This window comes from Inmirania thermothiophila (assembly GCF_003751635.1).
Lineage (GTDB): Bacteria > Pseudomonadota > Gammaproteobacteria > DSM-100275 > DSM-100275 > Inmirania > Inmirania thermothiophila.
The window spans coordinates 413,614-439,884 of record NZ_RJVI01000001.1; the positions used below are offsets into that span (position 1 = coordinate 413,614).

General features: G+C 76.2%; 25 protein-coding genes. 15 read left to right on the forward strand and 10 right to left on the reverse strand.

Annotated features, from left to right (window positions below):
• Positions 1-5: 5 nt before the first annotated feature.
• Complete coding sequence (gene gltB, locus EDC57_RS01965) at positions 6-4,469, reverse strand: glutamate synthase large subunit (RefSeq protein WP_123399726.1); 4,464 nt, start codon at positions 4,467-4,469, stop codon at positions 6-8.
• 167 nt (positions 4,470-4,636) lie between these two features.
• On the opposite strand from gltB, the gene recG reads away from it, so the two are divergent.
• The 3 genes from recG to ubiA are packed head-to-tail and all read left to right on the forward strand — an operon-like array spanning position 4,637 to position 8,095.
• Positions 4,637-6,703, forward strand: a complete 2,067-nt coding sequence (recG, locus tag EDC57_RS01970) for an ATP-dependent DNA helicase RecG (RefSeq protein ID WP_123399728.1) — start codon at positions 4,637-4,639, stop codon at positions 6,701-6,703.
• 19 nt (positions 6,704-6,722) lie between these two features.
• Positions 6,723-7,205, forward strand: a complete 483-nt coding sequence (locus tag EDC57_RS01975) for a chorismate--pyruvate lyase family protein (protein WP_170165009.1) — start codon at positions 6,723-6,725, stop codon at positions 7,203-7,205.
• A gap of 29 nt (positions 7,206-7,234) precedes the next feature.
• On the forward strand, positions 7,235-8,095 hold the full coding sequence (ubiA, locus tag EDC57_RS01980; RefSeq protein ID WP_211331890.1) for a 4-hydroxybenzoate octaprenyltransferase: 861 nt from the start codon (positions 7,235-7,237) through the stop codon (positions 8,093-8,095).
• Between the two features lies 1 nt (position 8,096).
• Here ubiA and EDC57_RS01985 read toward each other — a convergent pair whose 3' ends face one another.
• The gene (locus EDC57_RS01985; RefSeq protein ID WP_245995102.1) at positions 8,097-8,786 is read right to left on the reverse strand and encodes a ComF family protein; all 690 of its coding nucleotides are present in this window, start codon (positions 8,784-8,786) and stop codon (positions 8,097-8,099) included.
• Positions 8,787-8,860: 74 nt separating this feature from the next.
• Between EDC57_RS01985 and bioB the strand changes: the two genes are divergently transcribed.
• From bioB to bioD, 5 genes are read left to right on the forward strand one after another with little or no spacing between them, the layout of a single operon-like run.
• Entirely contained in the window at positions 8,861-9,925 is a 1,065-nt protein-coding gene (gene bioB, locus EDC57_RS01990; protein WP_123399735.1) for a biotin synthase BioB, read from the forward strand.
• Positions 9,900-11,087, forward strand: coding sequence for an 8-amino-7-oxononanoate synthase (bioF, locus tag EDC57_RS01995; protein WP_123399737.1), 1,188 nt, complete (start codon positions 9,900-9,902; stop codon positions 11,085-11,087). Before bioB ends, bioF begins: the two co-directional genes overlap by 26 nt.
• Positions 11,080-11,814 (forward strand): pimeloyl-ACP methyl ester esterase BioH, encoded by a 735-nt coding sequence (bioH, locus tag EDC57_RS02000; protein WP_245995103.1) that lies wholly within the window; start codon positions 11,080-11,082, stop codon positions 11,812-11,814. The genes bioF and bioH overlap by 8 nt, the downstream gene beginning before the upstream one ends.
• On the forward strand, positions 11,801-12,649 hold the full coding sequence (gene bioC, locus EDC57_RS02005; protein ID WP_123399739.1) for a malonyl-ACP O-methyltransferase BioC: 849 nt from the start codon (positions 11,801-11,803) through the stop codon (positions 12,647-12,649). Before bioH ends, bioC begins: the two co-directional genes overlap by 14 nt.
• Positions 12,646-13,317: a dethiobiotin synthase gene (bioD, locus tag EDC57_RS02010; protein ID WP_123399741.1), complete on the forward strand. Its 672-nt coding sequence runs from the start codon at positions 12,646-12,648 to the stop codon at positions 13,315-13,317. The genes bioC and bioD overlap by 4 nt, the downstream gene beginning before the upstream one ends.
• 3 nt (positions 13,318-13,320) lie before the next feature.
• Here the strand turns inward: bioD and rpoH are convergent, their stop codons facing one another.
• Positions 13,321-14,178 (reverse strand): RNA polymerase sigma factor RpoH, encoded by an 858-nt coding sequence (gene rpoH, locus EDC57_RS02015; protein ID WP_123399743.1) that lies wholly within the window; start codon positions 14,176-14,178, stop codon positions 13,321-13,323.
• 169 nt (positions 14,179-14,347) lie between these two features.
• Between rpoH and EDC57_RS13260 the strand changes: the two genes are divergently transcribed.
• From EDC57_RS13260 to EDC57_RS02035, 4 genes are all read left to right on the forward strand, one after another.
• Complete coding sequence (locus EDC57_RS13260; RefSeq protein ID WP_123399745.1) at positions 14,348-16,861, forward strand: bifunctional diguanylate cyclase/phosphodiesterase; 2,514 nt, start codon at positions 14,348-14,350, stop codon at positions 16,859-16,861.
• Positions 16,862-16,933: 72 nt separating this feature from the next.
• On the forward strand, positions 16,934-17,452 hold the full coding sequence (locus EDC57_RS02025) for a hypothetical protein (protein ID WP_148051417.1): 519 nt from the start codon (positions 16,934-16,936) through the stop codon (positions 17,450-17,452).
• Complete coding sequence (locus tag EDC57_RS02030; RefSeq protein ID WP_123399749.1) at positions 17,439-18,233, forward strand: cytochrome c3 family protein; 795 nt, start codon at positions 17,439-17,441, stop codon at positions 18,231-18,233. Before EDC57_RS02025 ends, EDC57_RS02030 begins: the two co-directional genes overlap by 14 nt.
• On the forward strand, positions 18,218-18,769 hold the full coding sequence (locus tag EDC57_RS02035; RefSeq protein ID WP_148051418.1) for a hypothetical protein: 552 nt from the start codon (positions 18,218-18,220) through the stop codon (positions 18,767-18,769). The genes EDC57_RS02030 and EDC57_RS02035 overlap by 16 nt, the downstream gene beginning before the upstream one ends.
• Here EDC57_RS02035 and EDC57_RS02040 read toward each other — a convergent pair.
• From EDC57_RS02040 to EDC57_RS02065, 6 genes are read right to left on the reverse strand one after another with little or no spacing between them, the layout of a single operon-like run.
• A complete protein-coding gene (locus EDC57_RS02040) occupies positions 18,766-19,641 on the reverse strand; it encodes a dihydroorotate dehydrogenase electron transfer subunit (RefSeq protein WP_123399753.1) in 876 nt (291 codons plus the stop codon). The two genes, EDC57_RS02035 and EDC57_RS02040, sit on opposite strands and share 4 nt — an antisense overlap.
• The gene (locus tag EDC57_RS02045) at positions 19,638-20,921 is read right to left on the reverse strand and encodes a dihydroorotase (RefSeq protein WP_123399755.1); all 1,284 of its coding nucleotides are present in this window, start codon (positions 20,919-20,921) and stop codon (positions 19,638-19,640) included. Before EDC57_RS02045 ends, EDC57_RS02040 begins: the two co-directional genes overlap by 4 nt.
• Before the next feature lies 1 nt (position 20,922).
• Positions 20,923-21,894, reverse strand: a complete 972-nt coding sequence (locus EDC57_RS02050) for an aspartate carbamoyltransferase catalytic subunit (protein WP_123399757.1) — start codon at positions 21,892-21,894, stop codon at positions 20,923-20,925.
• Positions 21,895-21,898: 4 nt separating this feature from the next.
• Positions 21,899-22,402 (reverse strand): bifunctional pyr operon transcriptional regulator/uracil phosphoribosyltransferase PyrR, encoded by a 504-nt coding sequence (gene pyrR, locus EDC57_RS02055; RefSeq protein WP_425454781.1) that lies wholly within the window; start codon positions 22,400-22,402, stop codon positions 21,899-21,901.
• Positions 22,392-22,802 (reverse strand): Holliday junction resolvase RuvX, encoded by a 411-nt coding sequence (gene ruvX / locus EDC57_RS02060; RefSeq protein ID WP_123399761.1) that lies wholly within the window; start codon positions 22,800-22,802, stop codon positions 22,392-22,394. The genes pyrR and ruvX overlap by 11 nt, the downstream gene beginning before the upstream one ends.
• On the reverse strand, positions 22,799-23,362 hold the full coding sequence (locus EDC57_RS02065) for a YqgE/AlgH family protein (protein ID WP_123399763.1): 564 nt from the start codon (positions 23,360-23,362) through the stop codon (positions 22,799-22,801). Before EDC57_RS02065 ends, ruvX begins: the two co-directional genes overlap by 4 nt.
• 103 nt (positions 23,363-23,465) lie before the next feature.
• Between EDC57_RS02065 and folB the strand changes: the two genes are divergently transcribed.
• Positions 23,466-23,822, forward strand: coding sequence for a dihydroneopterin aldolase (folB, locus tag EDC57_RS02070; protein ID WP_123399765.1), 357 nt, complete (start codon positions 23,466-23,468; stop codon positions 23,820-23,822).
• Complete coding sequence (folK, locus tag EDC57_RS02075; RefSeq protein WP_123399767.1) at positions 23,819-24,304, forward strand: 2-amino-4-hydroxy-6-hydroxymethyldihydropteridine diphosphokinase; 486 nt, start codon at positions 23,819-23,821, stop codon at positions 24,302-24,304. Before folB ends, folK begins: the two co-directional genes overlap by 4 nt.
• On the opposite strand, the gene EDC57_RS02080 is transcribed toward folK, so the two are convergent.
• Positions 24,301-25,041, reverse strand: a complete 741-nt coding sequence (locus EDC57_RS02080) for a pteridine reductase (RefSeq protein WP_123399769.1) — start codon at positions 25,039-25,041, stop codon at positions 24,301-24,303. The genes folK and EDC57_RS02080 overlap by 4 nt on opposite strands.
• Positions 25,042-25,081: 40 nt before the next feature.
• Between EDC57_RS02080 and EDC57_RS02085 the strand changes: the two genes are divergently transcribed.
• The gene (locus tag EDC57_RS02085) at positions 25,082-26,260 is read left to right on the forward strand and encodes a class I SAM-dependent methyltransferase (protein ID WP_123399771.1); all 1,179 of its coding nucleotides are present in this window, start codon (positions 25,082-25,084) and stop codon (positions 26,258-26,260) included.
• Positions 26,261-26,271: the final 11 nt, after the last annotated feature.

The window sequence follows — 26,271 nt, forward strand, 5'->3', positions numbered from 1 at the left end:
CTCCCTCAGGCCGCCCGCTCGAGGGTGTCGAGCAGCGACTCGATCTCCATCGCCTTCGGCTTGACCAGCCAGAAGTGCGGCAGGAAGTCGGCGAAGTGCTCGAGGATCTCCCGCCCCCAGGGGCTGTCGGTCTCGGCCACGTGCTCGGCGACGAGCCGGCGCAGGAACGCGCGGTGGGCCTCCATGGGCTCCGGGTGGAGGCGGTGGATGTCGATCAGCTCGTGGTTGTAGCGGTCGACGAAGCAGCGCTCGCGGTCGAGCACGAAGGCGAAGCCCCCGGTCATGCCGGCGCCGAAGTTGATCCCGGTCGGACCCAGGACCACCACCGCGCCGCCGGTCATGTACTCGCAGCCGTGGTCGCCCACGCCCTCCACGACGGCGACGGCGCCGGAGTTGCGCACGGCGAAGCGCTCGCCGGCGATGCCGGCGGCGTAGAGCCGCCCGCCGGTGGCGCCGTAGAGGCAGGTGTTGCCCATGATGACGTTGTCGCGCCAGACGTAGCCCGCCTCCGGCGCCGGGCGCAGCACGATCTTGCCGCCGGTCATGCCCTTGCCGACGTAGTCGTTGGCGTCGCCCTCGAGGTGCAGGTGGAGGCCGCCGACGTTCCAGACCCCGAAGCTCTGCCCGGCGGTGCCGCGCAGCCGCACCGTGATGGGGGCGTCGGCCATGCCCTGGTTGCCCCAGCGCCGGGCGATCTCGCCGGCGACGCGGGCGCCGATGGAGCGGTCGCAGTTGCGGATCTCGTAGCGGAACTCGCCGCCCCGGCGGTTCGCGATCGCCTCGCGCATGTCGGCGACCATGCGCTCGGCGAGCTCGCCCTTGTCGAAGGGCCGGTTGCGCTCGACGCGGCAGGTGTGCGGCTTGTCCGCGGGCACGCCGCCGTCGGAGAGGATGGGCGAGAGGTCGAGCCGCCGCTGCTTGGGGGTCTCGCCGGGCAGCAGCTCGAGCAGATCGGTGCGCCCCACCAGCTCCTCGAGCCGGCGCACGCCGAGCCGGGCCATCCACTCGCGCGCCTCGCGGGCGACGAAGCGGAAGTAGTTCATGACCATCTCGGGGGCGCCCTTGAAGTGATGGCGGCGCAACGTCTCGTCCTGGGTCGCGACGCCCGTGGCGCAGTTGTTGAGATGGCAGATGCGCAGGTACTTGCAGCCGAGGGCCACCATCGGCGCGGTGCCGAAGCCGAAGCTCTCGGCGCCGAGGATCGCCGCCTTGACCACGTCGAGGCCGGTCTTGAGGCCGCCGTCGGTCTGCAGCCGCACCTTGTCGCGCAGGTCGTTGGCGCGCAGCACCTGGTGGGTCTCGGCCAGGCCCAGCTCCCAGGGGGCGCCGGCGTACTTGACCGAGGTCAGGGGGCTGGCGCCGGTGCCGCCGTCGTGGCCGGCGATGGTGATGAGGTCGGCATAGGCCTTGGCGACGCCGGCGGCGATGGTGCCGACGCCGCGCTCGGCGACCAGCTTGACCGAGACCAGGGCCTCGGGGTTGACCTGCTTGAGGTCGTAGATGAGCTGCGCGAGGTCCTCGATGGAGTAGATGTCGTGGTGCGGCGGCGGCGAGATGAGGGGCACGCCGGGCCGGGTGTAGCGCAGCCGCGCGATGAGCTCGTTGACCTTGTGGCCGGGGAGCTGGCCGCCCTCGCCGGGCTTGGCGCCCTGGGCGATCTTGATCTGCAGGACCTCGGCGTTGACCAGGTACTCGGCGGTGACGCCGAAGCGGCCGGAGGCCACCTGCTTGATCTTGGAGACCCGCTCGGTGCGGTAGCGGGACGGGTCCTCCCCGCCCTCGCCCGAGTTGGAGCGCCCGCCGAGGCGGTTCATGGCGATGGCGAGGGCCTCGTGGGCCTCGGGCGAGAGCGCCCCGAGCGACATCGCCGCGGTGTCGAAGCGGGGGAAGAGCGCCTCCTCCGGCTCCACCTCCTCCAGCGGGATCGGCTCCGGGGCCTCGCGCAGGCGCATGAGGTCGCGCAGCGCCGCCGGCGGGCGGCCGTTGACCAGGCGCGCGAACTCCAGGTAGCGGGCGTAGTCGCCGCTGCGCACCGCCTCCTGCAGGGCGCGCACCACGTCGGGGTTGTAGGCGTGGTACTCGCCGCCGTGCACGAACTTGAGCAGGCCGCCGGGGCGGCGCGCTCGGCGCGGGTTCCAGGCCTCGCGCGCCAGCAGGCGCTGCTCGGCGTCGAGCTCGGCGAAGCCCGCGCCCTGGATGCGGCAGGTGGTGCCGGCGAAGCACAGCGCCACCACCTCCTCGTGCAGCCCCACCGCCTCGAACAGCTGCGCGCCGCGGTAGCTGGTGATGGTGGAGATCCCCATCTTGGAGAGGATCTTGTAGAGGCCCTTGTTGATGCCCTTGCGGTAGTCGCGGGCGAGCCGCGCCGCGTCCTTGCCCCGCACGAGGCCGCTCGCCGCCATGTCGTGCAGGATCTGGTAGGCGAGGTAGGGCACCACCGCGGTGGCGCCGTAGCCGATGAGGCAGGCGAAGTGGTGCGGATCGCGGGCGGTGGCGGTCTCCACCACGATGTTGGCGTCGCAGCGCAGCCCCGCGCGCACCAGGCGGTGGTGCACGGCGCCGGTGGCGAGGAGCGCATGCACCGGCAGCCGCCCCGGGGCGACGTCGCGGTCGCTGAGGAGGAGGATCACCTTGCCCGCGCGCACCGCCTCCTCGGCCTCGGCGGCGATCCGCTCCACCGCCGCGCGCAGCGTCTCCTCCTCGCCGTAGGTGCAGTCGATGCGATGATGGGCGTAGCGGGGATCCTCCAGCGCCAGCAGCCGCTCGAGCTTGTCCTCGGAGAGCACGGGCGAGTCCACCACCACGCGGTGGGCATGGGCCTCGCCGGCCTCGAACAGGTTGCCCTCGGCGCCGAAGCAGGTCTCCAGCGACATCACGATCTGCTCGCGCAGGGGATCGATGGGCGGGTTGGTGACCTGCGCGAACTGCTGGCGGAAGTAGTCGTAGAGTACCCGCGGCTGGCGCGAGAGCACCGCCAGCGGGGTGTCGTCGCCCATGGAGCCCACCGCCTCCTGGCCGGCCTCGGCGAGGACGCGGATCACCTGCTCGCGCTCCTCGAGGGTCACCTGGAAGAGCTTCTCCAGCGCGTGCAGGCGCTCGCGCGGCATGGGCTCGCGCACCGCGGGGGCGTCCTCGGCGGTGCCGATGCGCACCGCGTGGGCGGCGAGCCAGCGCTTGCACGGCAGGCTCTCGCGCAGGCGCGCGTCGATGTCGGCCGGCAGGAGCAGCTCGCCGGTGGCGGTGTCGGCCGCGATCATCTCGCCGGGACGCAGCCGCCCGGTGCGCACCACGTCCTCCGGGCGGTAGTCGTGGACCCCGATCTCGGAGGCCAGGGTGATGACGCGGTCGCGGGTGATGACCCAGCGCGCCGGGCGCAGGCCGTTGCGGTCGAGGATGCAGGCGGCGTGGCGCCCGTCGGTGAGGACGATGCCCGCGGGCCCGTCCCACGGCTCCATGTGCATGGAGAAGAACTCGTAGAAGGCCCGCAGGTCCGGGTCCATGGTCTCGATGTTCTGCCACGCCGGCGGGATCAGCAGCCGCATGGCGCGGAAGATGTCGAGCCCGCCCATGACCAGGGCCTCGAGCATGTTGTCGAGGGCGCAGGAGTCCGAGCCCTCCAGATCCACCAGCGGCGCCAGCCCCTGCAGGTCCAGGTGGGGCGAGCGCAGCTTGGCGGTGCGGGCGATGGACCAGTGGCGGTTGCCCTGGATGGTGTTGATCTCGCCGTTGTGGGCGAGGAAGCGGAAGGGCTGGGCGAGGCGCCACTGGGGCAGGGTGTTGGTGGAGAAGCGCTGGTGGAAGACGCACAGCGACGAGGCCAGGCGCGCGTCCTCCAGGTCCGGGTAGAAGACCGGCAGGTAGGCCGGCATCACCAGGCCCTTGTAGGCGATCACCCGCGCCGAGAGGCTCGGCACGTAGAAGACGGGGTCGTCGGCGAGGGCCTTCTCGGCCCGGCGGCGGGCGGCGTAGAGGCGCCGCTCGGCGGCATCGCCGTCGAGGTCGGCGGGCAGGTGGACGAAGACCTGCTCGATGCGCGGCATGGTGGCGAGGGCCTGCTCGCCGAGGGCCTCCGGGCGCACCGGCACCGTGCGCCAGCCGGCCGGCTCCAGCCCCTCGGCGGCGAGCTCCGCGGCGAGGCGCTCGCGCGCGCGTGCCGCCTGCGCCGGATCCTGCGACAGGAACACCGGCCCTGCGGCGAAGCGCGCGCCGAGACGGATGCCCGCCTCCGCCGCGGCCTCGCGCAGGAAGGCCTCGGGCAGGCGCATGAGGAGACCGCAGCCGTCGCCCGTCTTGCCGTCGGCGGCGATGGCGCCGCGGTGGGTCATGCGCTCGAGCGCGGTGATGGCGGTGCGCACGAGGCGATGGCTGGCCTCGCCGTCCATCTGCGCGATGAGGCCGAAGCCGCAGCTGTCGTGCTCGAACTCGGGCCGGTAGAGGCCGCCCCGGATCGCGATGCCTGTCTCAGCCATAGTCTGCAACCGCTTGATTGGCAAGGCCGTGCGCCCGGCCTGCCGGGGGCCGCCGGCAAAGGGCGCAAAGGGCCGATCAGACTACCACGACCCGCCATGGTGCGGCAAAGCCGCCGCCGTGCAAAGCCCCTCCGCCGCCGCCTTCCCCCGCTACAATGCGCCACGGCATGGACGGGGCGGCGGAGCAGGGGGCGGCGGCGCTGGCGGGGCTGCCCGGCGTGGGGGCGCGGACGCTGGAGCGTCTGGCCCGGCTCGGCGTGCGCGGCCTCGGCGACCTCCTGCTGCACCTGCCCCTGCGCTACGAGGACCGCACCCGCATCACGCCCCTGGGGCGGCTCCTGCCCGGCCGCGAGGCCCTGGTGGAGGGCGAGGTCACGGCCGCGGTGGAGGCGGGCGGGCGCCGGCGCAGCCTCCAGGTGGAGATCACCGACGGCAGCGGCGTCCTGCGCCTGCGGTTCTTCCACTACCGCGCCGGCCTCAAGGCGCGGCTTCGCCCCGGGGTGCGCGTGGGCTGCTACGGCGAGGTGCGCCTCGGCCCCGCCGGGCTGGAGATGGTCCACCCGGAGTGGCGCCTCGGCGGGGCGCGCCCGGAGCCGGCGCTGACCCCCGTCTACCCGGCCACCGAGGGTCTGCCCCAGCGCACCCTGCGCGCCCTGGCGGGGGAGGCCCTGGCGCGTGCGGGCAGGGCGGAGACGCTGCCGGCGTGGCTGCGCGAGGCCTACGGGCTGTACCCCCTCCCCGACGCCCTCGCGCGGCTGCACCGCCCGCCCCCCGGCACCGACCCGGCCGCCCTCGCCGATCCCGCCGATCCGGCGCGGCGCCGGCTCGCCTTCGAGGAGCTGCTCGCCCACCAGGTGAGCCTGCGCCTGCTGCGGGCGCAGGCGCGGCGGCGGCAGGCGCCGCCCCTGGCCCCCGGGGGGCGGCTCGCCGAGGCCTTCCTCGCGGCGCTGCCCTTCGAGCTGACCGCGGCCCAGCGCCGGGTCGCGGAGGAGATCGGCCGCGACCTCGCCGCGCCACGGCCCATGCTGCGCCTGGTCCAGGGCGACGTGGGCTCGGGCAAGACCGTGGTGGCGGCGCTGGCGATGCTGGCCGCGGCGGAGGCCGGCTGGCAGGCGGCGCTGATGGCCCCCACCGAGCTCCTCGCCGAGCAGCATCGCGCCAATCTGGCGCGCTGGCTCGAGCCGCTGGGCCTCGAGGTGGTGTGGCTCGGCGGGCGGGTCAAGGGGGCGGCGCGGCGCGCGGCGCTGGCGCGCATCGCCGCCGGCGCCCCCGCGGTGGTGGGCACCCACGCCCTGTTCCAGGACGACGTGCGCTTCGCCCGCCTCGGCCTCGTCGTGGTGGACGAGCAGCACCGCTTCGGGGTGCACCAGCGGCTCGCCCTGCGCGGCAAGGGCGAGGCCGGCGCGCTGGTGCCGCACCAGCTCATCATGACGGCGACCCCGATCCCGCGCACCCTGGCCATGACCGCCTACGCCGACCTCGACCTCTCGGTGATCGACGAGCTGCCCCCGGGGCGGACCCCGGTGCGCACGGTGACGGTGCCGGCGGCCCGCCGCGGCGAGGTGGTGGCGCGGCTGCGCGCGGCCTGCGCCGCCGGCCGCCAGGCCTACTGGGTCTGCACCCTCGTCGAGGCGTCGGAGGCGCTGCAGGCGGAGGCCGCGGAGGCCACCGCGCAGACCCTGCGCCGCGCCCTGCCCGAGGTGCGCGTGGGCCTGGTCCACGGGCGCATGCGGGGGGAGGACAAGGAGCGGGTGATGCGGGCCTTCGCCGCCGGCGAGATCCAGCTCCTGGTGGCGACGACGGTGATCGAGGTCGGGGTCGACGTGCCCAACGCCACCGTGATGGTGATCGACAACGCGGAGCGGCTGGGGCTGGCGCAGCTGCACCAGCTGCGCGGCCGCGTCGGCCGCGGCGGCGGCGAGAGCCACTGCGTCCTGCTCTACGAGCCCTCGCGCCTCGGGGAGACCGGGCGGGCGCGGCTCGCGGTGCTGCGCGAGACCTGCGACGGCTTCGAGATCGCGCGCCGCGACCTGGCGCTTCGCGGCCCCGGGGAGCTGCTGGGCACGCGCCAGAGCGGCCCCCTCGCGCTGCGGGTCGCCGATCTCGTGCGCGACGGCGACCTCGTGCCCGCGGTGCAGGAGGCCGCCGAGGCGCTGATCCGGCGCGACCGCGAGGCCGCCGAGGCCCTCGTGCGGCGCTGGCTGGGCGGGCGCATGGCCTACGCCGAGGCGTGATCGTATGATGCCTGCTGCCATGGGGAGCGGGAGTCGGGGGTTCGCGGCGGGGCTGCGACGGGCGCGGCTTGCGCCGCGTCCGCTGCGGCGCTGGCTGTGCTGGCAGGGGCCGCTGCTGCCGGCGCTCGGGCGCGCCGCAGGCGGGGCGCGGGTGCGGCTGCTGCGCGCAGGCTTCCTGCCCCTCGCGCCGGCCGAGGCCCGGGTCCTGGGGCGGCGTTTCGGCTACGTGCGGGAGGTGGTGCTGGAGGGGCCGCGGGGGGTGCTGTGCCGGGCGCGAAGCGCCGCCGACCCCGGGCTGGTGCGGCGCGGTGGGGGGCGCGCCCTGGCGCGGCTCGGCACCCGCCCCCTCACGGGGTGGCTGCACCGGCCGCGGGGGCCGCGGCTGGTGCGCCGCACGGTGGCGCCGGTGGCGGGGGGATGGGCGCGGCGCAGCCTCTACCGCGTCCACGGCGCGCGGCTCCTGCTCGAGGAGCGGTTCACGAGGGAGGAGGAAGGGCGATGAGCGTGCGCGTGCTGCCGCGCTGGGAGGAGGTGCGGGCCCGGCTCGACGCCTACGTGCGGCTGGTGCGGCTGGACCGGCCGATCGGGATCTGGCTCCTGCTCTGGCCCACCCTGTGGGCGCTGTGGATCGCCGGCGAGGGCCGCCCCGAGCCGCGCCTGGTGCTCATCTTCACCCTCGGGGTGGTGCTCATGCGCTCGGCCGGCTGCGCCATCAACGACTGGGCCGACCGCGGCTTCGACCCCCACGTGGCGCGCACCCGCACCCGCCCCCTGGCCGCGGGCGAGATCGCCCCGGGCGAGGCGCTGGCGGTGTTCGCGCTGCTCGCCCTCCTGGCCTTCGGCCTCGTCCTCCTCACCAACCGCCTCACCATCCTGCTGTCCCTCGCGGCGGCGGCGCTGGCCGCCACCTACCCCTTCGCCAAGCGGTGGACCTGGATGCCGCAGGTCCACCTGGGGGCGGCCTTCGGCTTCGCCGTGCCCATGGCCTTCGCCGCCCAGACCGGGGCGGTGCCGCGGCTGGCGTGGCTGCTCTTCGTGGTCACCCTGCTCTGGGCGGTGATCTACGACACCATGTACGCCATGGCTGACCGCGAGGACGACCGCCGCATCGGCGTGCGCTCCACGGCGCTCCTCTTCGGCGAGGCCGACCGCCTGATCCTCGCCGTCCTCCAGGGGGTGTTCCTGCTCGGGCTGCTGCTGGTGGGGCGGCTCGCCGGCCTCGACGGCTACTACCACCTGGGGCTGGCGGTGGCGGCGGCGCTCTTCCTCTACCAGCAGTACCTGATCCGCGACCGCGACCCCGCCGCCTGCATCCAGGCCTTTCTCAACAACCACTGGCTGGGGATGGCGGTCTTCGTCGCCATCCTCCTCGACTACCTGGGGCGCGGCTGACTCAGGCCGGCGGCGCCGCCCGCGCCGCCACCCACAGGTGGATCTCGGCGGCGCCCGCCCGGCGCAGGGCACGGGCGGCGGCCTCGGCGGTGGCGCCGCTGGTGAGGACGTCGTCGACGAGGATCACCCGCCGCGGCGCCGCGTCGCGGGCGACGAAGGCGGTGCGCAGGTTGCGGCGGCGGGCGCGGGCGTCGAGCCCCACCTGGCTCGGGGTGTCGCGGCGGCGTGCGAGGAGCGCGGGGGCGAGGGGGAGGCCGCGGGCGCGGGCGATGCCGCGGGCGAGCTCCAGGGCCTGGTTGTAGCCGCGCTGCGCGAGGCGGCGGCGGTGCAGCGGCACCGGCACCAGGACCCCGTCCACCGCCGGCGCCGCCTCGGCCATGAGCGCGGCGAGGAGCGCGAGGGCGGCGAGGTCGCCGCGGTACTTGGCGCGGTGGACGATGCGGTCGGCAGGCGGGGCGTGGGCGAGCGCGGCCCAGGCGCGGAAGGGCGGCGGGCGGCGCAGGCAGCGCCCGCAGGGGCCCGCCGCCCCCTCGGGCAGCGGCGCCGCGCACAGGGGGCAGGGGCGCGGATGGCGGGGCAGGGCGTCGGCGCAGTCCCGGCACAGGTCGCGGCCGTCGCCCGGCCCGCCGCAGAGGAGGCAGCGCCAGGGATAGAGGAGCCGCAGGATGCGGCGGGCGATCCCGTCAACCATCGGCATCCCTTCCGGTTGACAGCGTCCGGCCGCGGGCTACCATCGGGGGCCGGTCGCAGCCGAGGTACGCCAGCATGACCAGCCATAGCAGCGCCGCGCAGGCGGCGCAAGCCGTCCGCCACGACTGGACCCGCGACGAGGTGGCGGCGCTCTACGCGCGCCCGTTGCTCGACCTCGTCTTCGAGGCCGCCGCGGTCCACCGCCGCCACTTCCCCGGCAACCGGGTGCAGGTGAGCACCCTGCTCAGCGTCAAGACCGGCGGCTGCTCCGAGGACTGCGGCTACTGCGCCCAGAGCGCGCATCACGACACCGGGCTCGCGCGCGAGCCGCTGATGGCGCTGGAGGCGGTGGTGGCGCGGGCGCGCGAGGCGCGTGCCGCCGGCGCCGGCCGCTTCTGCATGGGGGCGGCCTGGCGGCGGCCGCGGCCGCGCGAGTTCGAGGCCCTGCTGGAGATGGTCCGCGCGGTCAAGGCCCTGGGGCTCGAGACCTGCCTCACCGCGGGGGCGCTCACGGCCGAGCAGGCGCGGTGGCTCGCCGAGGCCGGGCTCGACTACTACAACCACAACCTCGACACCTCGCGCGAGCACTACCCGCGCATCGTCACCACCCACGGCTACGACGAGCGCCTCGAGACCCTGCGCCACGTCCGCGAGGCCGGGCTCAAGGTCTGCTGCGGCGGCATCCTCGGCCTCGGCGAGTCGCGCGAGGACCGCATCGGGCTGCTGCTGGAGCTGGCGCGCATGCCCCGCCACCCCGAGAGCGTGCCCATCAACCGCCTGGTGCCCATCGCGGGCACGCCCCTGGCCGACGCCCCGCCCCTGGACCCGTTCGAGCTCGTGCGCACGGTGGCGGTGGCACGCATCCTCATGCCCCGCTCCTGGATCCGCCTCTCGGCGGGGCGCGAGTCCATGAGCGACGAGCTCCAGGCCCTGTGCTTCCTCGCCGGCGCCAACTCGGTCTTCTCCGGCGAGCGCCTGCTCACCGCCCCCAACGCTGGCGCCGAGCGCGACCGCGCGCTGTTTGCGCGCCTCGGGCTCGAGCCCGAGCCCCACGCCGAGCGCGCCCACACCGGCGGCACCGGGTCGGGGCCGCTGCTCTACGGCGAGGCCTGCCTTGGCGAGCGCGCCGAGCCTCACTGAGGCCGCGCTGCGCCGCGCCCTGCTCGAGCGCGAGGCGGCGGGGCTGCGGCGCCTGCGCCGCCTCGTGGACGGTCCCCAGGGGCCCGAGGTGGTGGTGGAGGGGCGGCGGCTCCTCGCCTTCTGCAGCAACGACTACCTGGGCCTCGCCGCCGACCCGCGCCTGGCGGAGGCGGCGGCGCGGGCCCTGCGCCGCCACGGCACGGGCAGCGGCGCATCACACCTGGTGAGCGGCCACATGCGGCCCCACCACGAGCTCGAGGAGGCGCTCGCCGACTTCACCGGGCGGGCGCGGGCGCTCGTCTTCTCCACCGGCTACATGGCCAACCTGGGCGTGGTGGGGGCGCTGGCCGGGCGCGGCGACACGGTGGTCGAGGACCGCCTCAACCACGCCTCCCTGCTCGATGCGGCGCGGCTGGCCGGGGCGCGCCTGCGCCGCTATCCCCACGCCGACGCCGCGGCCGCGGCGCGCCTGCTGGCGCGCGCCCAGGGGCGGCGGCTGCTGGTCACCGACGGCGTCTTCAGCATGGACGGCGACGTGGCGCCGCTGGCGGCGCTCGCGGAGACGGCGCGCGCGCACGGCGCCTGGCTGGTGGTGGACGACGCCCACGGGCTCGGCGTGGTGGGGCCGGGCGGGCGCGGCAGCCTCGAGGCGGCCGGGCTCGACGCCGCGGCGGCGCCGGTCCTGGTGGGCACCCTGGGCAAGGCCTTCGGTACCTTCGGCGCCTTCGTCGCGGGCTCCGAGGCGCTGGTGGAGACCCTGATCCAGCAGGCGCGCAGCTACATCTACACCACGGCGCTGCCGCCCGCGGTGGCGGAGGCCGCGCGCGAGGCGGTGCGCATCGCCGCCGCCGAGCCGTGGCGGCGCGAGCGCCTGCGCGGGCTGGTGGCGCGCTTCCGGGCCGGTGCGGCCGCGCTGGGGCTGCCGCTCGCCCCCTCCGGGACCCCGATCCAGCCCCTCATCGTCGGCGAGGCGGAAGCGGCGGTGCGGCTGTCGCGGGCCCTGGAGGCCCGGGGGATCTGGGTGCCGGCGATCCGCCCGCCGACGGTGCCGCCGGGGCGGGCGCGGCTGCGCATCACCCTGTCGGCGGCCCACGACGAGGCCCACGTGGCGCGGCTGCTGGAGGCGCTCGCCGAGGCCTGGCGGGGGTGCGGCGGTGGGTGAGGCCGTGCTGCCGGTGGTGGCCCTGCACGGCTGGGCCATGAGCGGGCGGGTCTTCGCGCCCCTGGCGGCGCGCGTGCCGGGGCTGCTCGCCCTCGACCTGCCGGGGCACGGCGAGGGCGGCGCGGTGCCCGCGGGCGGGGTCGAGGCCTGGGCGGCGGCAGTGCTTGCGCGCGCGCCGCGCCGGGCGTGGTGGCTCGGATGGTCCCTCGGCGGCATGGTGGCGCTGGCGGCGGCGGCGCAGGCGCCCGAGCGGGTCGCCGGGCTGGTGCTGGTGGCGGCCTCGCCGCGCTTCGTGCGGGGGCCCGACTGGCCGCGCGCGACGGCGCCGGAGGTCCTGGAGGGCTTCGCCGCGGAGCTGGCCCGCGACCACGCCGCCACCCTGCGCCGCTTCCTCGCCCTCCAGGTGCGGGGGGCGCCGGGGGCGCGGCCGCTGGCGCGGCGCCTCGCGGCGGCCATGGCCCCCCCGCGGCCCGAGGCGCTGGCCGCGGGGCTCGACATCCTGCGGGGTGCCGACCTGCGCGGGGCGCTCGCCGCGCTGGCGGTGCCGGCGGCGGTGGTGCTCGGGGGGCGTGATGCCCTGGTCCCGGCGGCGGTGGCGGCGGATCTCGCCGCACTCGCCCCGGCGGCGCGGGTCACGGTGCTGGAGGACGCGGCCCATGCGCCGCTGCTCTCGCACCCCGAGGCGGTGGCCGCGGGGCTGGAGGGGCTGCGCTGTGCCGCGGCCTGAGGGGCGGCCGGAGAAGGGGCGGGTGCGGGCCAACTTCGCCCGCGCCGCGGCGCGCTACGACGGCTTCGCGCTGCTGCAGGCGGAGGTCCGCCGGCGCCTGCTGGGCAGGCTCGACTGGCTGCGGCGCTTCGAGCCGCGGACCGTCCTCGACCTCGGCTGCGGCACCGGCGCGGCCCTGCCCGAGCTCGCCCGCCGCTATCCGCGGGCGCGCCTGCTCGCGGTCGATCTCGCCCACCCGATGGCGGCGGCGGCGCGCCGGCGGGGACGGCCGTGGCGGCGGCCGTGGGCGGTGTGCGGCGACGCCGAGGCGCTGCCCCTGGCCGGCGCCTCGGTGGACCTCGTCTTCTCCAATCTCACCCTGCAGTGGTGCCCCCGGCTGGAGGGGGCCCTGGCCGAGATCGCCCGCGTGCTGCGCCCCGGGGGGCTCGTGCTCTTCACCACCTTCGGCCCCGACACCCTGCGCGAGCTGCGCGAGGCCTGGGCCGAGGCCGACGGCGGCGCGCATACCCACGTCAACGCCTTCCACGACCTCCACGACGTGGGTGACGCCCTGGTGGCGGCGGGGCTCGCCGACGCGGTGGCCGACGTCGAGCGCATCACCATGACCTACCCGGACGCCTACACCCTGATGGGCGACCTCAAGGGGCTGGGCGCCGCCAACGCCACCGCCGGCAGGCCGCGGGGGCTGACCACGCGGCGCCGTCTGGAGCGGGTGGCGGCGGCCTACGAGCGCTTCCGCCGCGCCGAGGACGGGCGCCTGCCGGCCACCTGGGAGGTGGTCTTCGGCCACGCCTGGGGGCGGGCGCCGCTGGAGGTGGGGGTGGCGGGCCCGTGACGGCGGGCTGGTTCGTCACCGGCACCGACACCGGCGCGGGCAAGACCGTGGCGGCGGCGGCGCTGATCCACCGCCTGCGCGCCGAGGGCCTGCGCGTGGCGCCCATGAAGCCGGTGGCCTCGGGCTGTCGCGCCACCCCCGGGGGGCTTCGCAGCGAGGACGCCGAGATCCTGATCGAGGCCGCCGGCGGCGGCTGGGACTACGCCGACGTCAACCCCTACGCCCTCGCCCCGCCCGTCGCGCCCCACATCGCCGCCGCCGAGGCCGGGGTGGAGATCCGCCGCGCGCCGATCCTCGAGGCCTACGCGCGGCTGCGGGCGGGGGCCGACGCGGTGGTGGTGGAGGGAGTGGGCGGCTGGCTCGTCCCCCTCGGCGCGCACTGGACCACGGCCGACCTCGCCGTGGCGATGGGTCTGCCGGTCCTGCTGGTGGTGGGGCTGCGCCTCGGCTGCATCAGCCACGCCCTGCTCACCGCCGAGGCGGTGGCGGCGCGGGGGCTACGGCTCGCGGGCTGGATCGCGGCGCGGGTCGAGCCCGCGACGGAGCGCGCCGGGGCGGTGGTCGAGGCCCTGCAGGCGCGCCTTGCGGCCCCGCTGCTGGGGGTGCTGCCGCACGCGCGGCCGCCGCGCCCGGAGCGCCTTGCCGCCTCGCTCGCCCTGCCGCGGTGAGGCTCAGGCGGCGAGCTGCATGCGCATCTTGCGGATCGCGGCGTTCTCGATCTGGCGCACGCGCTCGATGGAGATCCCGTACTCGGCCGCCAGCTCCTGCAGGGTCGCCTTCGGCTCGGCCAGCCAGCGGCGCGTGACGATGTCGCGGCTGCGCGGATCGAGCGCCGCCAGCGCCGCGTGCAGGCGGGCGCGGCTGTGCGCCTCCCACTCCGCCTGCGCCACCTGCTCGGCGGGGTCGGCGCCGCGGTCCTCGAGGTAGGCGACGGGGGCAGGCCGGTGGCCCTCGTCGTCGTCCTCGGGGCCGGCGTCGAAGGGGACGTCGTGGGCGGCGAGGCGGCGCTCCATCTCCACCACCTCGGCCTCCGGCACGCCGAGGTCGGCGGCGATGCGCCGGGCCTCGTCGCGGCTGAGCCAGCCCAGGCGCTGCTTCGCCCGGCGCAGGTTGAAGAAGAGCTTGCGCTGGGCCTTGGTGGTGGCGACCTTGACGATGCGCCAGTTGCGCAGGATGAACTCGTGGATCTCCGCCCGGATCCAGTGCACGGCGAAGGAGACCAGGCGCACCCCCATGGCGGGGTCGAAGCGCTTGACCGCCTTCATGAGGCCGATGTTGCCCTCCTGGATGAGGTCGCCGAGGGGCAGCCCGTAGCCGAGGTAGCCGCGGGCGATGTAGACCACGAAGCGAAGGTGCGCGAGCACCAGGCGCCGGGCCGCCTCGAGGTCGCGCCGCTCGCGCCAGGCCCGCGCGAGCTGCCGCTCCTCCTCGGCGTCCAGCACCGGGATGCGGTTGACGGCCTCGATGTAGGCGTCGAGGTTGCTGACCGGCGCCGGCAGCGTCAGGCGTGCCTCGATCGGCAGCGTCATGGTGCATTCCTCCCCCTGCGTCGGTGTCCGTGTCTCGCGGGCACCTTGAGTTTAGCACTCACCGCCTTCGAGTGCTAACGGCGGGGAAGGTTCCCCGGGCGCAGGGGCGGGCGGGTTTCGTATCAAATTTGGTCGCGTCAACGATCAGGTTATTGCTATAATTCGCGTGATGAGAGAGGCGACCTCCAAGGCCCCCGACGAGACCCGCCTGGGCTTCCTGCTCACCCGACGCTTCGCCTTGTTCGCGCTGGCCGCGGCGCTGGCGGTCGGGGCCGGGCTCGCCGCCCTGTACCGTTTCTACGTCGTCGAGGCCCTGGTGTTGCAGGAGCGCCGCCACGCCGAGAGCCTCGCGCGCAGCCTGGTCTCCGTGCTGCACCACCACTACGACGGGCTGCTCGACGCCAGCGCCGCCATGACCGCGGTCGAGCTCGCCCGCCATCCCCTCCAGGAGGACCTGCGCGAGCTCCTCGAGGCCGCGGGCGGCGGGCGCGTGGTGCGCGCCAAGCTCTACGACGGGCAGGGGCGGACGGTGTTCTCGACCCGGCCCTACGAGGTGGGTGAGGACCAGGCGCGCAACCCGGGGGTGCGTTCCGCCCTCGGCGGGCAGGTGCACTGGGCCATCGAGCGGCGCGGCCACTTCAACGTCCACGACCGGGTGGTGGAGCAGCAGGACCTGCTCGAGACCTACGTGCCGGTGGCGGAGCGGGACGATGGGGGGCGCGTCCACGGCGTGGTCGAGCTCTACACCGACATCGGCCCTCTCTTCGCCCAGGTGCGGCGGGTGCAGTGGGCCCTGGCGGCGGGGACGGCGCTGGCGCTGCTCCTGCTCTGGGCGGGGATCACGTGGTACGTGCGCCGCGGGGCGCTCGCGCTGGCGGCGCGGCTCGTCCGGCGCGAGACCCGGCTCGCCGAGGCCGAGGCGCGCATCGCGGGCCTCGAGGCCGACCTGGCGGCGGCGCGGGAGGAGGCGCGGCGGGCCGAGGGGGAGCGCCGGCGGGCGCTTCGCGAGCTCGAGTACGCCCGCATCGCCTTCGAGAAGACCAGCGAGGGGATCGTCGTCACCGACCGCACCGGCGCGATCCTCGCGGTCAACCCCGCGTTCACGCGGCTGACCGGCTACGCCCCCGAGGAGGTGATCGGCGAGAACACCCGCATCCTCTCCTCGGGCCGGCACGAGCCGGCCTTCTACGAGGCCATGTGGCGGGAGCTGGCCGAGCAGGGGCAGTGGCAGGGCGAGATCTGGAACCGGCGCAAGAGCGGCGAGTTCTATCCCGAGTGGCTCAACATCACCGCGGTGCGGGAGGCCGACGGCGAGATCACGGGCTACATCGGCATCTTCTCCGACCTCAGCCGCGTCAAGGCGGCGGAGGAGCAGGCGGCCTACCTGGCCCAGCACGACCCGCTCACGGGGCTGCCCAACCGCGCCCTGCTGCGCGACCGCATCCAGCAGGCCCTGGCGCACGCCCGCCGCGCCGGGGAGCGGCTGGCGCTGCTGTTCGTGGACCTGGACCGCTTCAAGGACATCAACGACACCCTCGGCCACGCCGCCGGCGACCTCGTCCTCAAGGCCGTGGCGCGCCGCTTCGCGCGCTGCATCCGCGCCGACGACACCCTCGCCCGGCACGCCGGCGACACCTTCGCCGTGCTCGCCCGGGGCATCGACCAGGCCGACGACGCCGCGCGCCTCGCCCAGTGCCTGCTGGACGCCCTCGCCGAGCCGGTCACCGTCGAGGGGCGGCAGCTCTTCCTGCGGGCCAGCATCGGCATCGCCGTCGCGCCGGAGGACGCCGAGGACCCGGACTCGCTGCTGCAGCACGCCGATGCCGCCATGTACGAGGCCGCCTCCGCCGGCGGCGGCCGCTACCATTTCTTCGCCATCGCCCTCGAGGAGCAGGCGCGGCGGCGGCTGGACCTGGAGGGCGCGCTGCGCAAGGCCCTCGAGCGCGGGGAGCTGCTGCTGCACTACCAGCCGCAGGTGGACCTCTCCGACGGCGCCATCGTGGGCGCCGAGGCCCTGGTGCGCTGGCGCCACCCGGAGCGGGGCCTGATTCCGCCCGGGGAGTTCATCCCCGTGGCCGAGGAGAGCGGGCTCGTCGTGCCCCTGGGCGAATGGGTGCTGCGCGAGGCCTGCCGCCAGGCCTACCGCTGGCGCGTCGAGGGGCTGCCGCCGGTGCGGGTGGCGGTCAACCTCTCGGCGCGCCAGTTCGCGGCCGGCGACCTCGCCGAGCTGGTCGAGCGCATCCTCGACGAGACCGGGATGGAGCCGCACTACCTGGAGCTCGAGCTCACCGAGAGCGCGCTCATGGCCGACACCGACCGCGCCGCGCGCACCCTCGGGGCGCTGCGCGAGCTCGGCGTCCATGTCGCCGTCGACGACTTCGGCACCGGCTACTCCTCCATGGCCTATCTGCGCCGCTTCCCCCTGAGCGCGCTCAAGATCGACCAGGCCTTCGTGCGCGGCCTGCCGGGGAGCGAGGAGGATGCCGCCATCGTCGGCGCCACCGCGGCGCTGGCCCGCGCGCTGGGGCTGCGCACCGTCGCCGAGGGGGTCGCCACCAAGGCGCAGTGGCTCAAGCTGCTCCAGCTCCGTGTGGACGAGATCCAGGGCGAGCTCACCGGCTGGTCCGGACCGCCCGAGGAGCTGGCGCGGCGGCTGCGGGAGGGGCGGATCCTGCAGGCCTGAGGAGGCTTTGCGTCGAGGCGGCGCAAGGCGCTAGGATCGGCGTCACGGGTGAGGGGGGAGCATCCGGCCACCGTGACCAGGGAAGGTGCGGCAAGGGACCTGATCCGCTTCGCGCTGGCGGCGCTGGTGGCCGGCACGGTCGTTCTCGCCTTCCTCGCCGCCGCGGTGTGGCTGGCCGCGGCCGGCACCGCGGGCGGCTACGAGACCCTGGTGCGCGGCGCCCTTGCCCTGCGCCGCGGCCTCGATCTTGCGCTGCTGCTCGCGGCCGGGCTCGCGCTGGGACTCGGCGCCCTCGCCGCGGGGGCGGCGGCGCTCTACGCCTCCTTCCGCGTCGTCGGGCCGCTCTACCGCATCGCCCGTAATTTCGAGCGCCTGCTGGAGGCCGGCCCGGTGCCGCCGGTCCCGGTGCGCCGCGGCGACCGCCTGCGCCGGGAGGCGCGGCTGCTGGAGCGGGCCAGCGCCGCCCTTGAGGGCCACGCCGCGGCGGTGGCCGAGGAGGCGCGGCGGGCGCGCGAGGCCCTCGCCCGGGGTGAGGACGCCGGGCCCCGGATCGAGGCCCTGAGGGAGCTCGTCCGCCGTGTGGAGGTCTGAGCGGCGGCCCGTGCCCCTGGTCTGGGCGGCGCCGGTGGTGCTGCTGGCGGCGGTGCTGCTGGCGTCGCGGCCCGAGGGCGCGGCGGCGCCGACCCACCCCGACACCGTGTGCGCGGGCTGCCACCTCGCCGGCCCGCGCACGCGTCCGGAGACGGCGCGCTTCCTCGTCGCCTCGGAGGAGCGGCTCTGCGGCGGTTGCCACGCCGCCGCCCTGCGCGCCAGCCATCCCACCGGGGTGCGCCCGGTGCGGCCGCTGCCGGCGGCCTATCCCACGGACTGGAAGGGGGAGCTGACCTGCAGCACCTGCCACGACGTGCACGCCGCGGGGCCGGGCAAGCTGCGCGGGGAGCGCCGCGGGCGCGGGTTCTGCCTCAGCTGCCACGAGCAGGCCTTCTTCGACGCGATGCCGGAGGGCGGCACGGCCCTCATGGTCTCGGGGCATCTGGCCGACGACGGCCCCCCCGCCGGGCGCATCGACCGCTACTCCGCGCAGTGCCTGGGCTGCCACGCGGACAAGCTCGGCCTGAAGGAGGTCCGGATCGACGTCCGCGGCGTCCTCCGCCATCCCGAGCGGGCCCTCAACCATCCCATCGGGGTGCGCTACGCCGACGCCGAGGCGTACGGCGGCTACCGCCCGGCGGCGCTGTTGCCGCGCGAGATGCTGCTCCCGGGCGGGCGCCTGAGCTGCCTCTCCTGCCATCGCGCCTACGAGGCCCGCCACGGCGCCCTCGTGCGGCGCTACGACAACGGGGAGCTCTGCTACCAGTGCCACGACCTGTGACGACCCCGGCAGGCGCGGAGCGGCGTCGGCGGCGCTACCTCGGCGTCGCCCTGCAGCGGCGGCTGATCCTCGTCCTGGCGGCGCTCGAGGCGGTCCTCGTGGCGGCCTTCCTGCTGTGGCTTCGCGCCCGCCTGGGCGGGCTCGCCGAGGCGCTGGCCTTCCGCGCCCACCCGCCTCCGGGACCGGTGGCGCCCCTGTTCCTGGCCGAGATCGCCCGTGCGGCGGCGGGGTTCGTGGCCGCCAACGCCGCGGTCCTCCTCGCCGCCGCCGCGGTCTGGGAGCGGCGCGTCGCGGCCCTGCGCCGCCCGCTGTGCCGGCTGCTCGCGGCGGCGGGCGATCTCGACCTGCGGCCGCGCCCGGCCGGTGGCGGGCACGAGGCGCTGGAGCTGGCGCAGGTGTGGCTCGCCGCCGAGCGGGCCCGGCACCGCCGCGTGCGCGAGCTGGTCGCGGGCCTCGCCGGTGCCGGCGCGGAGGACTGCGCGCGGCGCCTCGCCGAGATCGAGGCCCGGGTGCAGGGGCCGCCGCGCTCCGGCTAGGGCGTGCCGGCCCAGAGGACGTCGGCGGCGTCGAAGACGGGGCCGTCGACGCAGACCCGGCGCATGGCCGGTCCGCTCGGCGTGCGCACCGGCACGGTGCAGCCGGCGCAGCCGCCGACGCCGCAGGCCATGTGCTCCTCCAGCGAGACCTGGCAGGGCAGGCCGAGGCGGCGGGCGAGCGCCGCGGTCGCCGCGAGCATGGCCGGCGGGCCGCAGGCGTAGACCGCGACCTCGGCGAGGGCCTGCGGCGCCAGGGCCTCGAGCCAGCGCTCGGCAAGCCCCGTCACGTGCCCTTGGAAGCAGCCGGGCAGGCCCGCGTTGCTGGCGAGCCGGCAGGGTACGCCGCGGTCCTCGAGCCAGCCGAAGGTGGCGATGACCCCGGTCGGGATGCCCTCGATGAGCATCTGCGAGGGGCGGGGCGGGAAGGGAAAGGGCACCTCGGAGCCTGCGAGCAGCAGCGGCCGGTGGCTGCGCGCCGCCGCCATCCGCTCGGCGAGGAAGATCATGGGCGGGATGCCGACGCCGCCGCCGAGGAGCAGGGCCCGCGGCCGCCCCGCCACGGGACGGAACGGGCGGCCGATGGGGCCGAGGAGGTTCAGCGTCTCGCCCTGGCGGCGGCGGGCGAGAAGGCGCGTGCCCCGGCCCACCACCTTGAACAGCAGTTCCACCGTGCCCCGCAGGCGGTCGGCGCGCAGGATCGAGAGGGGGCGGCGCATGGGCAGGGCCTCGTCGCAGCGCACGTGCACGAACTGGCCAGGCTCGGCGCCGGCGGCGATGCGCGGGGCCTCGAGGCGCAGCAGATGCTGATCCGCGGGCAGGGCCTCGGCGGCGAGGATGCGGGCATCCTCGACGTGGATGGCGGCCGTGCTCACGGCGCCGGCTCCTCGTGCACGATCCGCCCCTCGAGCAGGGTCCAGCGCACCCGGCCGCGCAGGGTGCGGCCGAGGAAGGGGCTGTTGCGGCCGCGGCTGCGCAGGGTGGCCGCCTCCACCGTCCATGCCGCGTCGGGGTCGAACAGGCACACGTCGGCGACGGCGCCGGGGGCGAGGCGCGGCGGCGCAAGCCCCAGCACCGCGGCGGGGCCGGCGGTGAGGCGGGCGAGGGCGGTGGCGAGGTCGCAGACCCCGTCGGCGACCAGGGCCAGGGTCAGGGGGAGCAGGGTCTCCAGGGCCGAGATCCCGGGCTCGGTCTCGCCGAAGGGGGCGAGCTTGGCGTCGGCCTCGTGGGGCTGGTGGTCGGAGCAGACGGCGTCCAGGGTGCCGTCGGCGAGCCCCGCGCGCAGGGCCTCGCGGTCGGCGCCCTCGCGCAGCGGCGGCCGCAGGTGGCACTGGGGGTCGAAGCCCTCGAGGTCGTCCTCGGTGAGGTGGAGCTGGTGGGCGCTCACATCGGCGGTCACCGCCAGCCCCTCGGCCTTGGCGCGGCGCACCAGCGCCACCCCGCGGGCGGTGGAGAGGCGGCAGAAGTGGACCCGCGCGCCGGTCTCCTCGGCCAGCGCCAGGGCCCGGGCGATGGCCACGGTCTCGGCCGAGGGCGGGATCCCGGGCAGGCCGAGGCGGGTCGCCACCCGGCCCTCGTGGGCGATGCCGCCGTCGCGCAGCGCCGGATCCTCCGGGCGCAGGTGCAGGGGCAGGTCGAAGGTGGCGGCGTAGGCCATGGCCCGGCGCAGGAGCAGGGGGTCGCCGAGGGGCTCGAGCCCGTCGCCGACGGCGACGCATCCGGCCTCGCGCAGCGCCGCCATCTCGCTCAGCTGGGCGCCGGCGAGTCCCTGGGTGACGGCGCCGATGGGCAGCACGCGGGCGAAGCCCGCCGCCCGCGCGTGGCGCTGGATGAGCTCCGCCACCGCCGGGGTGTCGATCACGGGCTCGGTGTCCGGCGGGCAGCACAGGGTGGTGATCCCACCCGCCGCCGCGGCCCGGGTCTCGGAGGCGATGGTGGCCTTGTGCTCCTGGCCCGGCTCGCGCAGCCGCGCCGCGAGGTCCACGAGGCCGGGGCAGGCGACGAGGCCCGCGGCCTCGATCACCCGCTCGGGGACGAAGCCCGCCGGGGCGGGGCCGAGGGCGGCGATGCGGCCGTCGGCGACGTGGAGATCGGCAACCGTGTCGAGGCCGCCTGCGGGGTCGACGAGGCGCGCGCCGCGGATCGTGAGCCGCATCTCAGCCCCCCTCCTCCGCGCCGCGGCCGAGGACCATGGACATCACCGCCATGCGCACGGCGATGCCGTGGGTGACCTGCCTGAGGATCACCGAGCGCGGCCCGTCGGCCACCGCCGACTCGATCTCCACGCCGCGGTTGATGGGGCCCGGATGCATGACGATGGCGTCGGGCCGGGCCCGCGCGAGGCGCGCCTCGGTCAGGCCGTAGGTCTGGAAGTACTCGTGGGCGCTGGGCAGGAGCGCCCCGCGCATGCGCTCGCGCTGCAGCCGCAGCATGATGACCACGTCGGCCCCCTCGAGGCCCTCGTCGAGGTGGCGGCACGGGCGCACGCCGAGGGCCTCGGCGGCCGCCGCCGGCAGCAGCGTCCCCGGCGCCACCACGCGCACCTCCCCGGCGCCGAGGGTGCGCAGGGCGTGGATCTGCGACCGCGCCACCCGCGAGTGCAGGATGTCGCCGACGATGGCGATGGTGAGGCCCTCGATGCGGCCCTTGACGCGGCGGATGGTGAAGGCGTCGAGCATCGCCTGGGTGGGGTGGGCGTGGCGGCCGTCGCCGCCGTTGATGACGGCGACGTGGGGGGCGACGTGGCGGGCGATGAAGTGCGCCGCGCCGCTGGCGGCGTGCCGGACCACGAACATGTCGCAGTGCATGGCCTCGAGGTTGCGCACGGTGTCGAGCAGGGTCTCGCCCTTGGTCGCCGAGGAGGTGGCGGCGCTGATGTTGAGCACGTCGGCCGAGAGCCGCTTGGCCGCGAGCTCGAAGGTGGTGCGGGTGCGCGTGCTGGGCTCGAAGAAGAGGTTGGCCACGGTCTTGCCGCGCAGCAGCGGCACCTTCTTGACCTCGCGGCCGGTGACCTCGAGGAAGGACTCGGCGGTGTCGAGGATCTCCTCGAGGACCGCGCGCGGCAGCCCCTCGGTGGTGAGGAAATGGCGCAGCCGGCCCCGCCCGTCCAGCTGCAGCGCCTCGGCCACCGCCTCAGCCCTCCTGCACCGTCAGCGCGAGGGGCTCGGGCCCCGTGAGCTTGACGTGCTGGTGCGGCGCCAGGGCCATGTGGCGCCCCACCACGTCGGGCTGGATCGGCAGCTCGCGCCCGTCGCGCTCCACCAGCACCGCCAGGCGCACCGCGGCCGGGCGGCCGTAGTCGAAGAGCTCGTTGAGGGCGGCGCGCACGGTGCGCCCGGTGTGGAGGACGTCGTCCACCAGGATCAGGTAGGCGTCGTCCACGGCGAAGGGCAGCCGCGAGGGGCGCACCTGGGGGTTGATGCCGATGCGGGTGAAGTCGTCGCGGTAGAAGGAGATGTCCAGCGTTCCCAGCGGCGTGTCGAGGCCGAGGAGGCGGCGCAGCCGCTCCGCCACCCACACCCCGCCGGTGTGGATCCCCACCATGAGGGGGCGCGCCACGGCGTCGGCGGCGAGGCGCGCCCGCAGCGCCTCGGCCATGCGCGCCAGAGCGGCCTCGATGCCGTCCTCAGCCGCCACCGCCCGCCCCGTCGCCGCGCAGCCAGCTCTCGACGATGAGGCGGGCCGCGATCGCATCCACCGGCTCCGCCCCCCCCAGCGCCTCGGCCTCGGCGCTGGTGAGCCGCTCGTCCACTTCCGCCACCGGCAGGCGGCAGCGCCCCCCCAGCCGGCGTGCGAAGCGCCGCGCCGCCCGCGTCATCTCGTGCTCGCTCCCGTCCATGTGGCGGGGACAGCCCACCACCAGGAGGTCCGGGCGCCACTGCGCCACCAGCCGCCGGATCCGCTCCCAGTCGGGCTCGCCGCGGCGCGCCGGCACCACGCCCAGCGCCCGGGCGGTGCCGGTCAGCTCCTGGCCCACGGCGACGCCGATGCGGCGCCGGCCGTAGTCGAAGCCGAGCACCGTCCGCGGACGGCTCACGCGTGCCCCACCTCGCCGGAGAGGTTGTTGAGGTCGACCCCCACGAGGGCCGCCGCCGCCTCCCAGCGCCGCTCCGGGGCGAGATCGAAGAGGATGCCGCGGTCGCCCGGCGCGCTCAGCCAGGCGTTGGCCGCCATCTCCTGCTCGAGCTGGCCCGCGGCCCACCCGGCGTAGCCGAGGGCCACCAGCGCCTGCTCCGGACCCCTGCCCTCGGCGAGGGCGGCGAGGATGTCGCGGGAGGTGGTCAGGCCGAGGTCGTCGCCGATGCGCAGCGAGGCCTCCCACTCGCCCGCCGGGCGGTGGAGCACGAAGCCCCGCTCGCGCTGCACCGGCCCGCCGTAGAAGACCGGCCGTGCGCGCAGGGCCGCATCCGTGCAGGGGATCTCCAGATGGTCCAGCAGCTCGCCCAGGGTCAGCTCCAGGGGGCGGTTGACCACGATCCCCATGGCGCCGTCGGCGTTGTGCTCGCAGACGTAGGTCACGGTGCGGGCGAAGTTGGGGTCGGCCAGGGCGGGCATGGCGATGAGGAACTGGCCGGTGAGATAGGAGGGTCCGTCCATGGCGCGATAGTATCCGTCCGCGCCGGTGGGGGGCGCAAGGCAGGTTGCCCCCGGGGCGCGGCCGCGCTACGGTCCGCCCCCGGAGGCGAGCGGAGGCCCGTCCATGGACATCGTCTACCTGCGCGACCTGCGCATCGAGACCGTCATCGGCATCTTCGACTGGGAGCGTCGCATCCGCCAGGTGGTGAGCGTCGATCTCGACATGGCGGCGGACGTCGCCCGCGCCGCGGCGAGCGACGACATCGCCGACGCCCTCGACTACAAGGCCGTGGCCAAGCGCATCATCGCCTTCGTCGAGGGCAGCAGCTTCCGCCTCGTGGAGAGCCTGGCCGAGGGCATCGCCCGTATCGTCCGCGAGGAGTTCGGGGTGCCCTGGGTGCGCGTCAGCGTGCACAAGCCGGGCGCCATCCGCGGCGCCCGCGACGTCGGCGTCATGATCGAGCGGGGCGTGCGCGGGTGACGGTGCGCGTCTACGTCGGTCTCGGCAGCAACGTCGAGCCGCAGCGCCACGTGCCCTCGGCGCTGGCGGCGCTGCGCCGGCGCTTCGGCGCGCTGGAGACGTCCTCGCTCTACGAGACCGAGGCCGTCGGCTTCGCCGGCGCCCCCTTCCACAACCTCGCGGTGGGCTTCGGGACCGACGAGCCGCCGGAGGCGGTGGTGGCGGCGCTCGCCGCCATCGAGGACGCCAACGGGCGCGACCGGCGCGGGCCCCGCTTCGGCCCCCGCACCCTCGATCTCGACCTGCTCCTCTACGGCGACCTGGTGGGCGAGGTGGCGGGCCGGCCCGTGCCGCGGCCGGAGCTCGTCGAGCACGCCTTCATGCTCGCGCCCATGGCGGAGCTCGCCCCGGGTCTGCGCCACCCCGTGCTCGGGCGTACCCTCGCCGAGCTCTGGGCCGCGCACCCGGGGGGCGCCATCCGCCGCCTCGGCCCCGCGCCCTAGTCCACGACCGAACGGCCGCCGTCGACGGCGAGGATCTGGCCGCTGACGTAGGGGGCGTCGCGGGCGAGGAAGAGGACGGCGCGGGCCACGTCCTCGGGGCTGCCGGTGCGTCCCAGCGGGGTGCGGGCGAGGAGCAGGCGCATGCGCTCGGGGTCGACGCCCTGCTCGGGCCAGAGGATGGCGCCGGGGGCGACGCCGTTGACGCGCACCGCCGGGCCCAGCTCCCGCGCCAGCGCCCGCGTGAGCGCGGCGAGGCCGGCCTTGGCGATGCTGTAGACGGGGTGGCCGGCGAGGGGGCGCTCGGCGTGGATGTCGACGATGTTGACGATGCTGCCGCCGGCGGCGGCGAGGTGGGGGGCGGCGGCCTGGGCGACGAAGAAGGGGGCCTTGAGGTTGGTGCCGAGGAGCCTCTCCCAGTCGGCCTCGGTGACGCTGCCCACCGGGGTGGGGAAGAAGGCCGAGGCGTTGTTGACCAGCAGGTCCAGGCGGCCCCAGTGCGCCAACGCCCCCTCCACGAGGGCGGGCAGGCGCGCGGTCTCGAGCAGGTCCGCCCGTGCGGTGCGCGCGCTGTCGGGCCGCGCGGCGGCAAGCTCCGCCGCCAGCGCCGCGGCGGCCGCCGCCGAGCGGTGGTGGTGCAGGAGGACGCGATAGCCGGCACCATGGAGGGTGCGGGCGATGCAGGCGCCGATGCGGTGGGCGGCGCCGGTGACGAGGGCGACGGGTGCGGCGGTGTCCATGGCTGGCGCTGCACTGTAGCAGAAGGGGCAGGAGGGCGACATGGGGGCGTCGACACGGCTCGAGCTTCCGCCGCCGTCGCCGGAGGCGGCGGCGCACAGCGCGCGGGTGCGCGAGCGCATCGCGGTCGAGATCGAGGCCGCCGGCGGTGCCATCCCGTTCCGCCGCTACATGGAGCTCGCCCTCTATGCGCCGGGCCTCGGCTACTACATGGCGGGCACGGAGAAGCTGGGGCCCGGGGGGGACTTCGTCACCGCGCCGGAGGTCTCGCCGCTCTTCGCCGCGTGCCTCGCGCGGCAGGTGGCGGAGGTGCTGGAGCGGCTCGGCGGCGGCGAGGTGCTCGAGCTCGGTGCCGGCAGCGGGCGGCTCGCGGCGGGGCTGCTGGCGGCGCTGGAGCGGCTCGGCGCGGCGCCTGCGCGCTACCGCATCCTCGAGGTCAGCGGCGAGCTCGCGGCGCGCCAGCGCGCCCATCTCGCCGCCGCGCTGCCGGCCTGGCGGGAGCGCATCGTCTGGGCGCGGGGGCTGCCCGAGGCGGGCTTCCGCGGCGTGGTGATCGCCAACGAGGTCCTCGACGCCATGCCCGTGGAGCGCTTCGAGCGCACCGCCGAGGGCGTGGTGGAGCTCGGCGTGCGCCGCCGCGGCGAGGGCTTCGCGTGGACGGCGCTGCCGCCCGCGGAGGATCTGGCGGCGGCGGTGGCGGGGATCGAGGCCGCCTGCGGGCGGCTGCCTGCGGGCTACCGCTCCGAGCGCAACCCGCAGCTTGCCGGCTGGGTGGCGGCCCTCGGCGAGATCCTGGAGGCGGGGGTGGTGCTGCTCGTCGACTATGGCTATCCGCGCTGCGAGTACTATCATCCCGAGCGCGCCGACGGCACCCTGCGCTGCCACTACCGCCATCGCGCCCATGACGATCCCTTCCTGCTGCCGGGGATCCAGGACATCACCGCCCACGTGGACTTCACCGCGGTGGCCGAGGCGGCGGTGGCGGCGGGGCTGGAGGTCGCGGGCTACACCACCCAGGCGCAGTTCCTGCTCGCCACGGGGCTGGCCGAGCTTGCCGCCGAGGCCGCCGACGCGCTGACCCGGGCGCGGCGGGCGGCCGAGGTCAAGCGCCTGGTGATGCCGTCGGAGATGGGGGAGGCGTTCAAGGTGATGGCGCTTGCCCGCGGGATCGAGGGGCCGCTGGGCGGCTTCGCCCTGCGCGACCTGCGCGGGCGGCTGTGACGGGAGGCGGA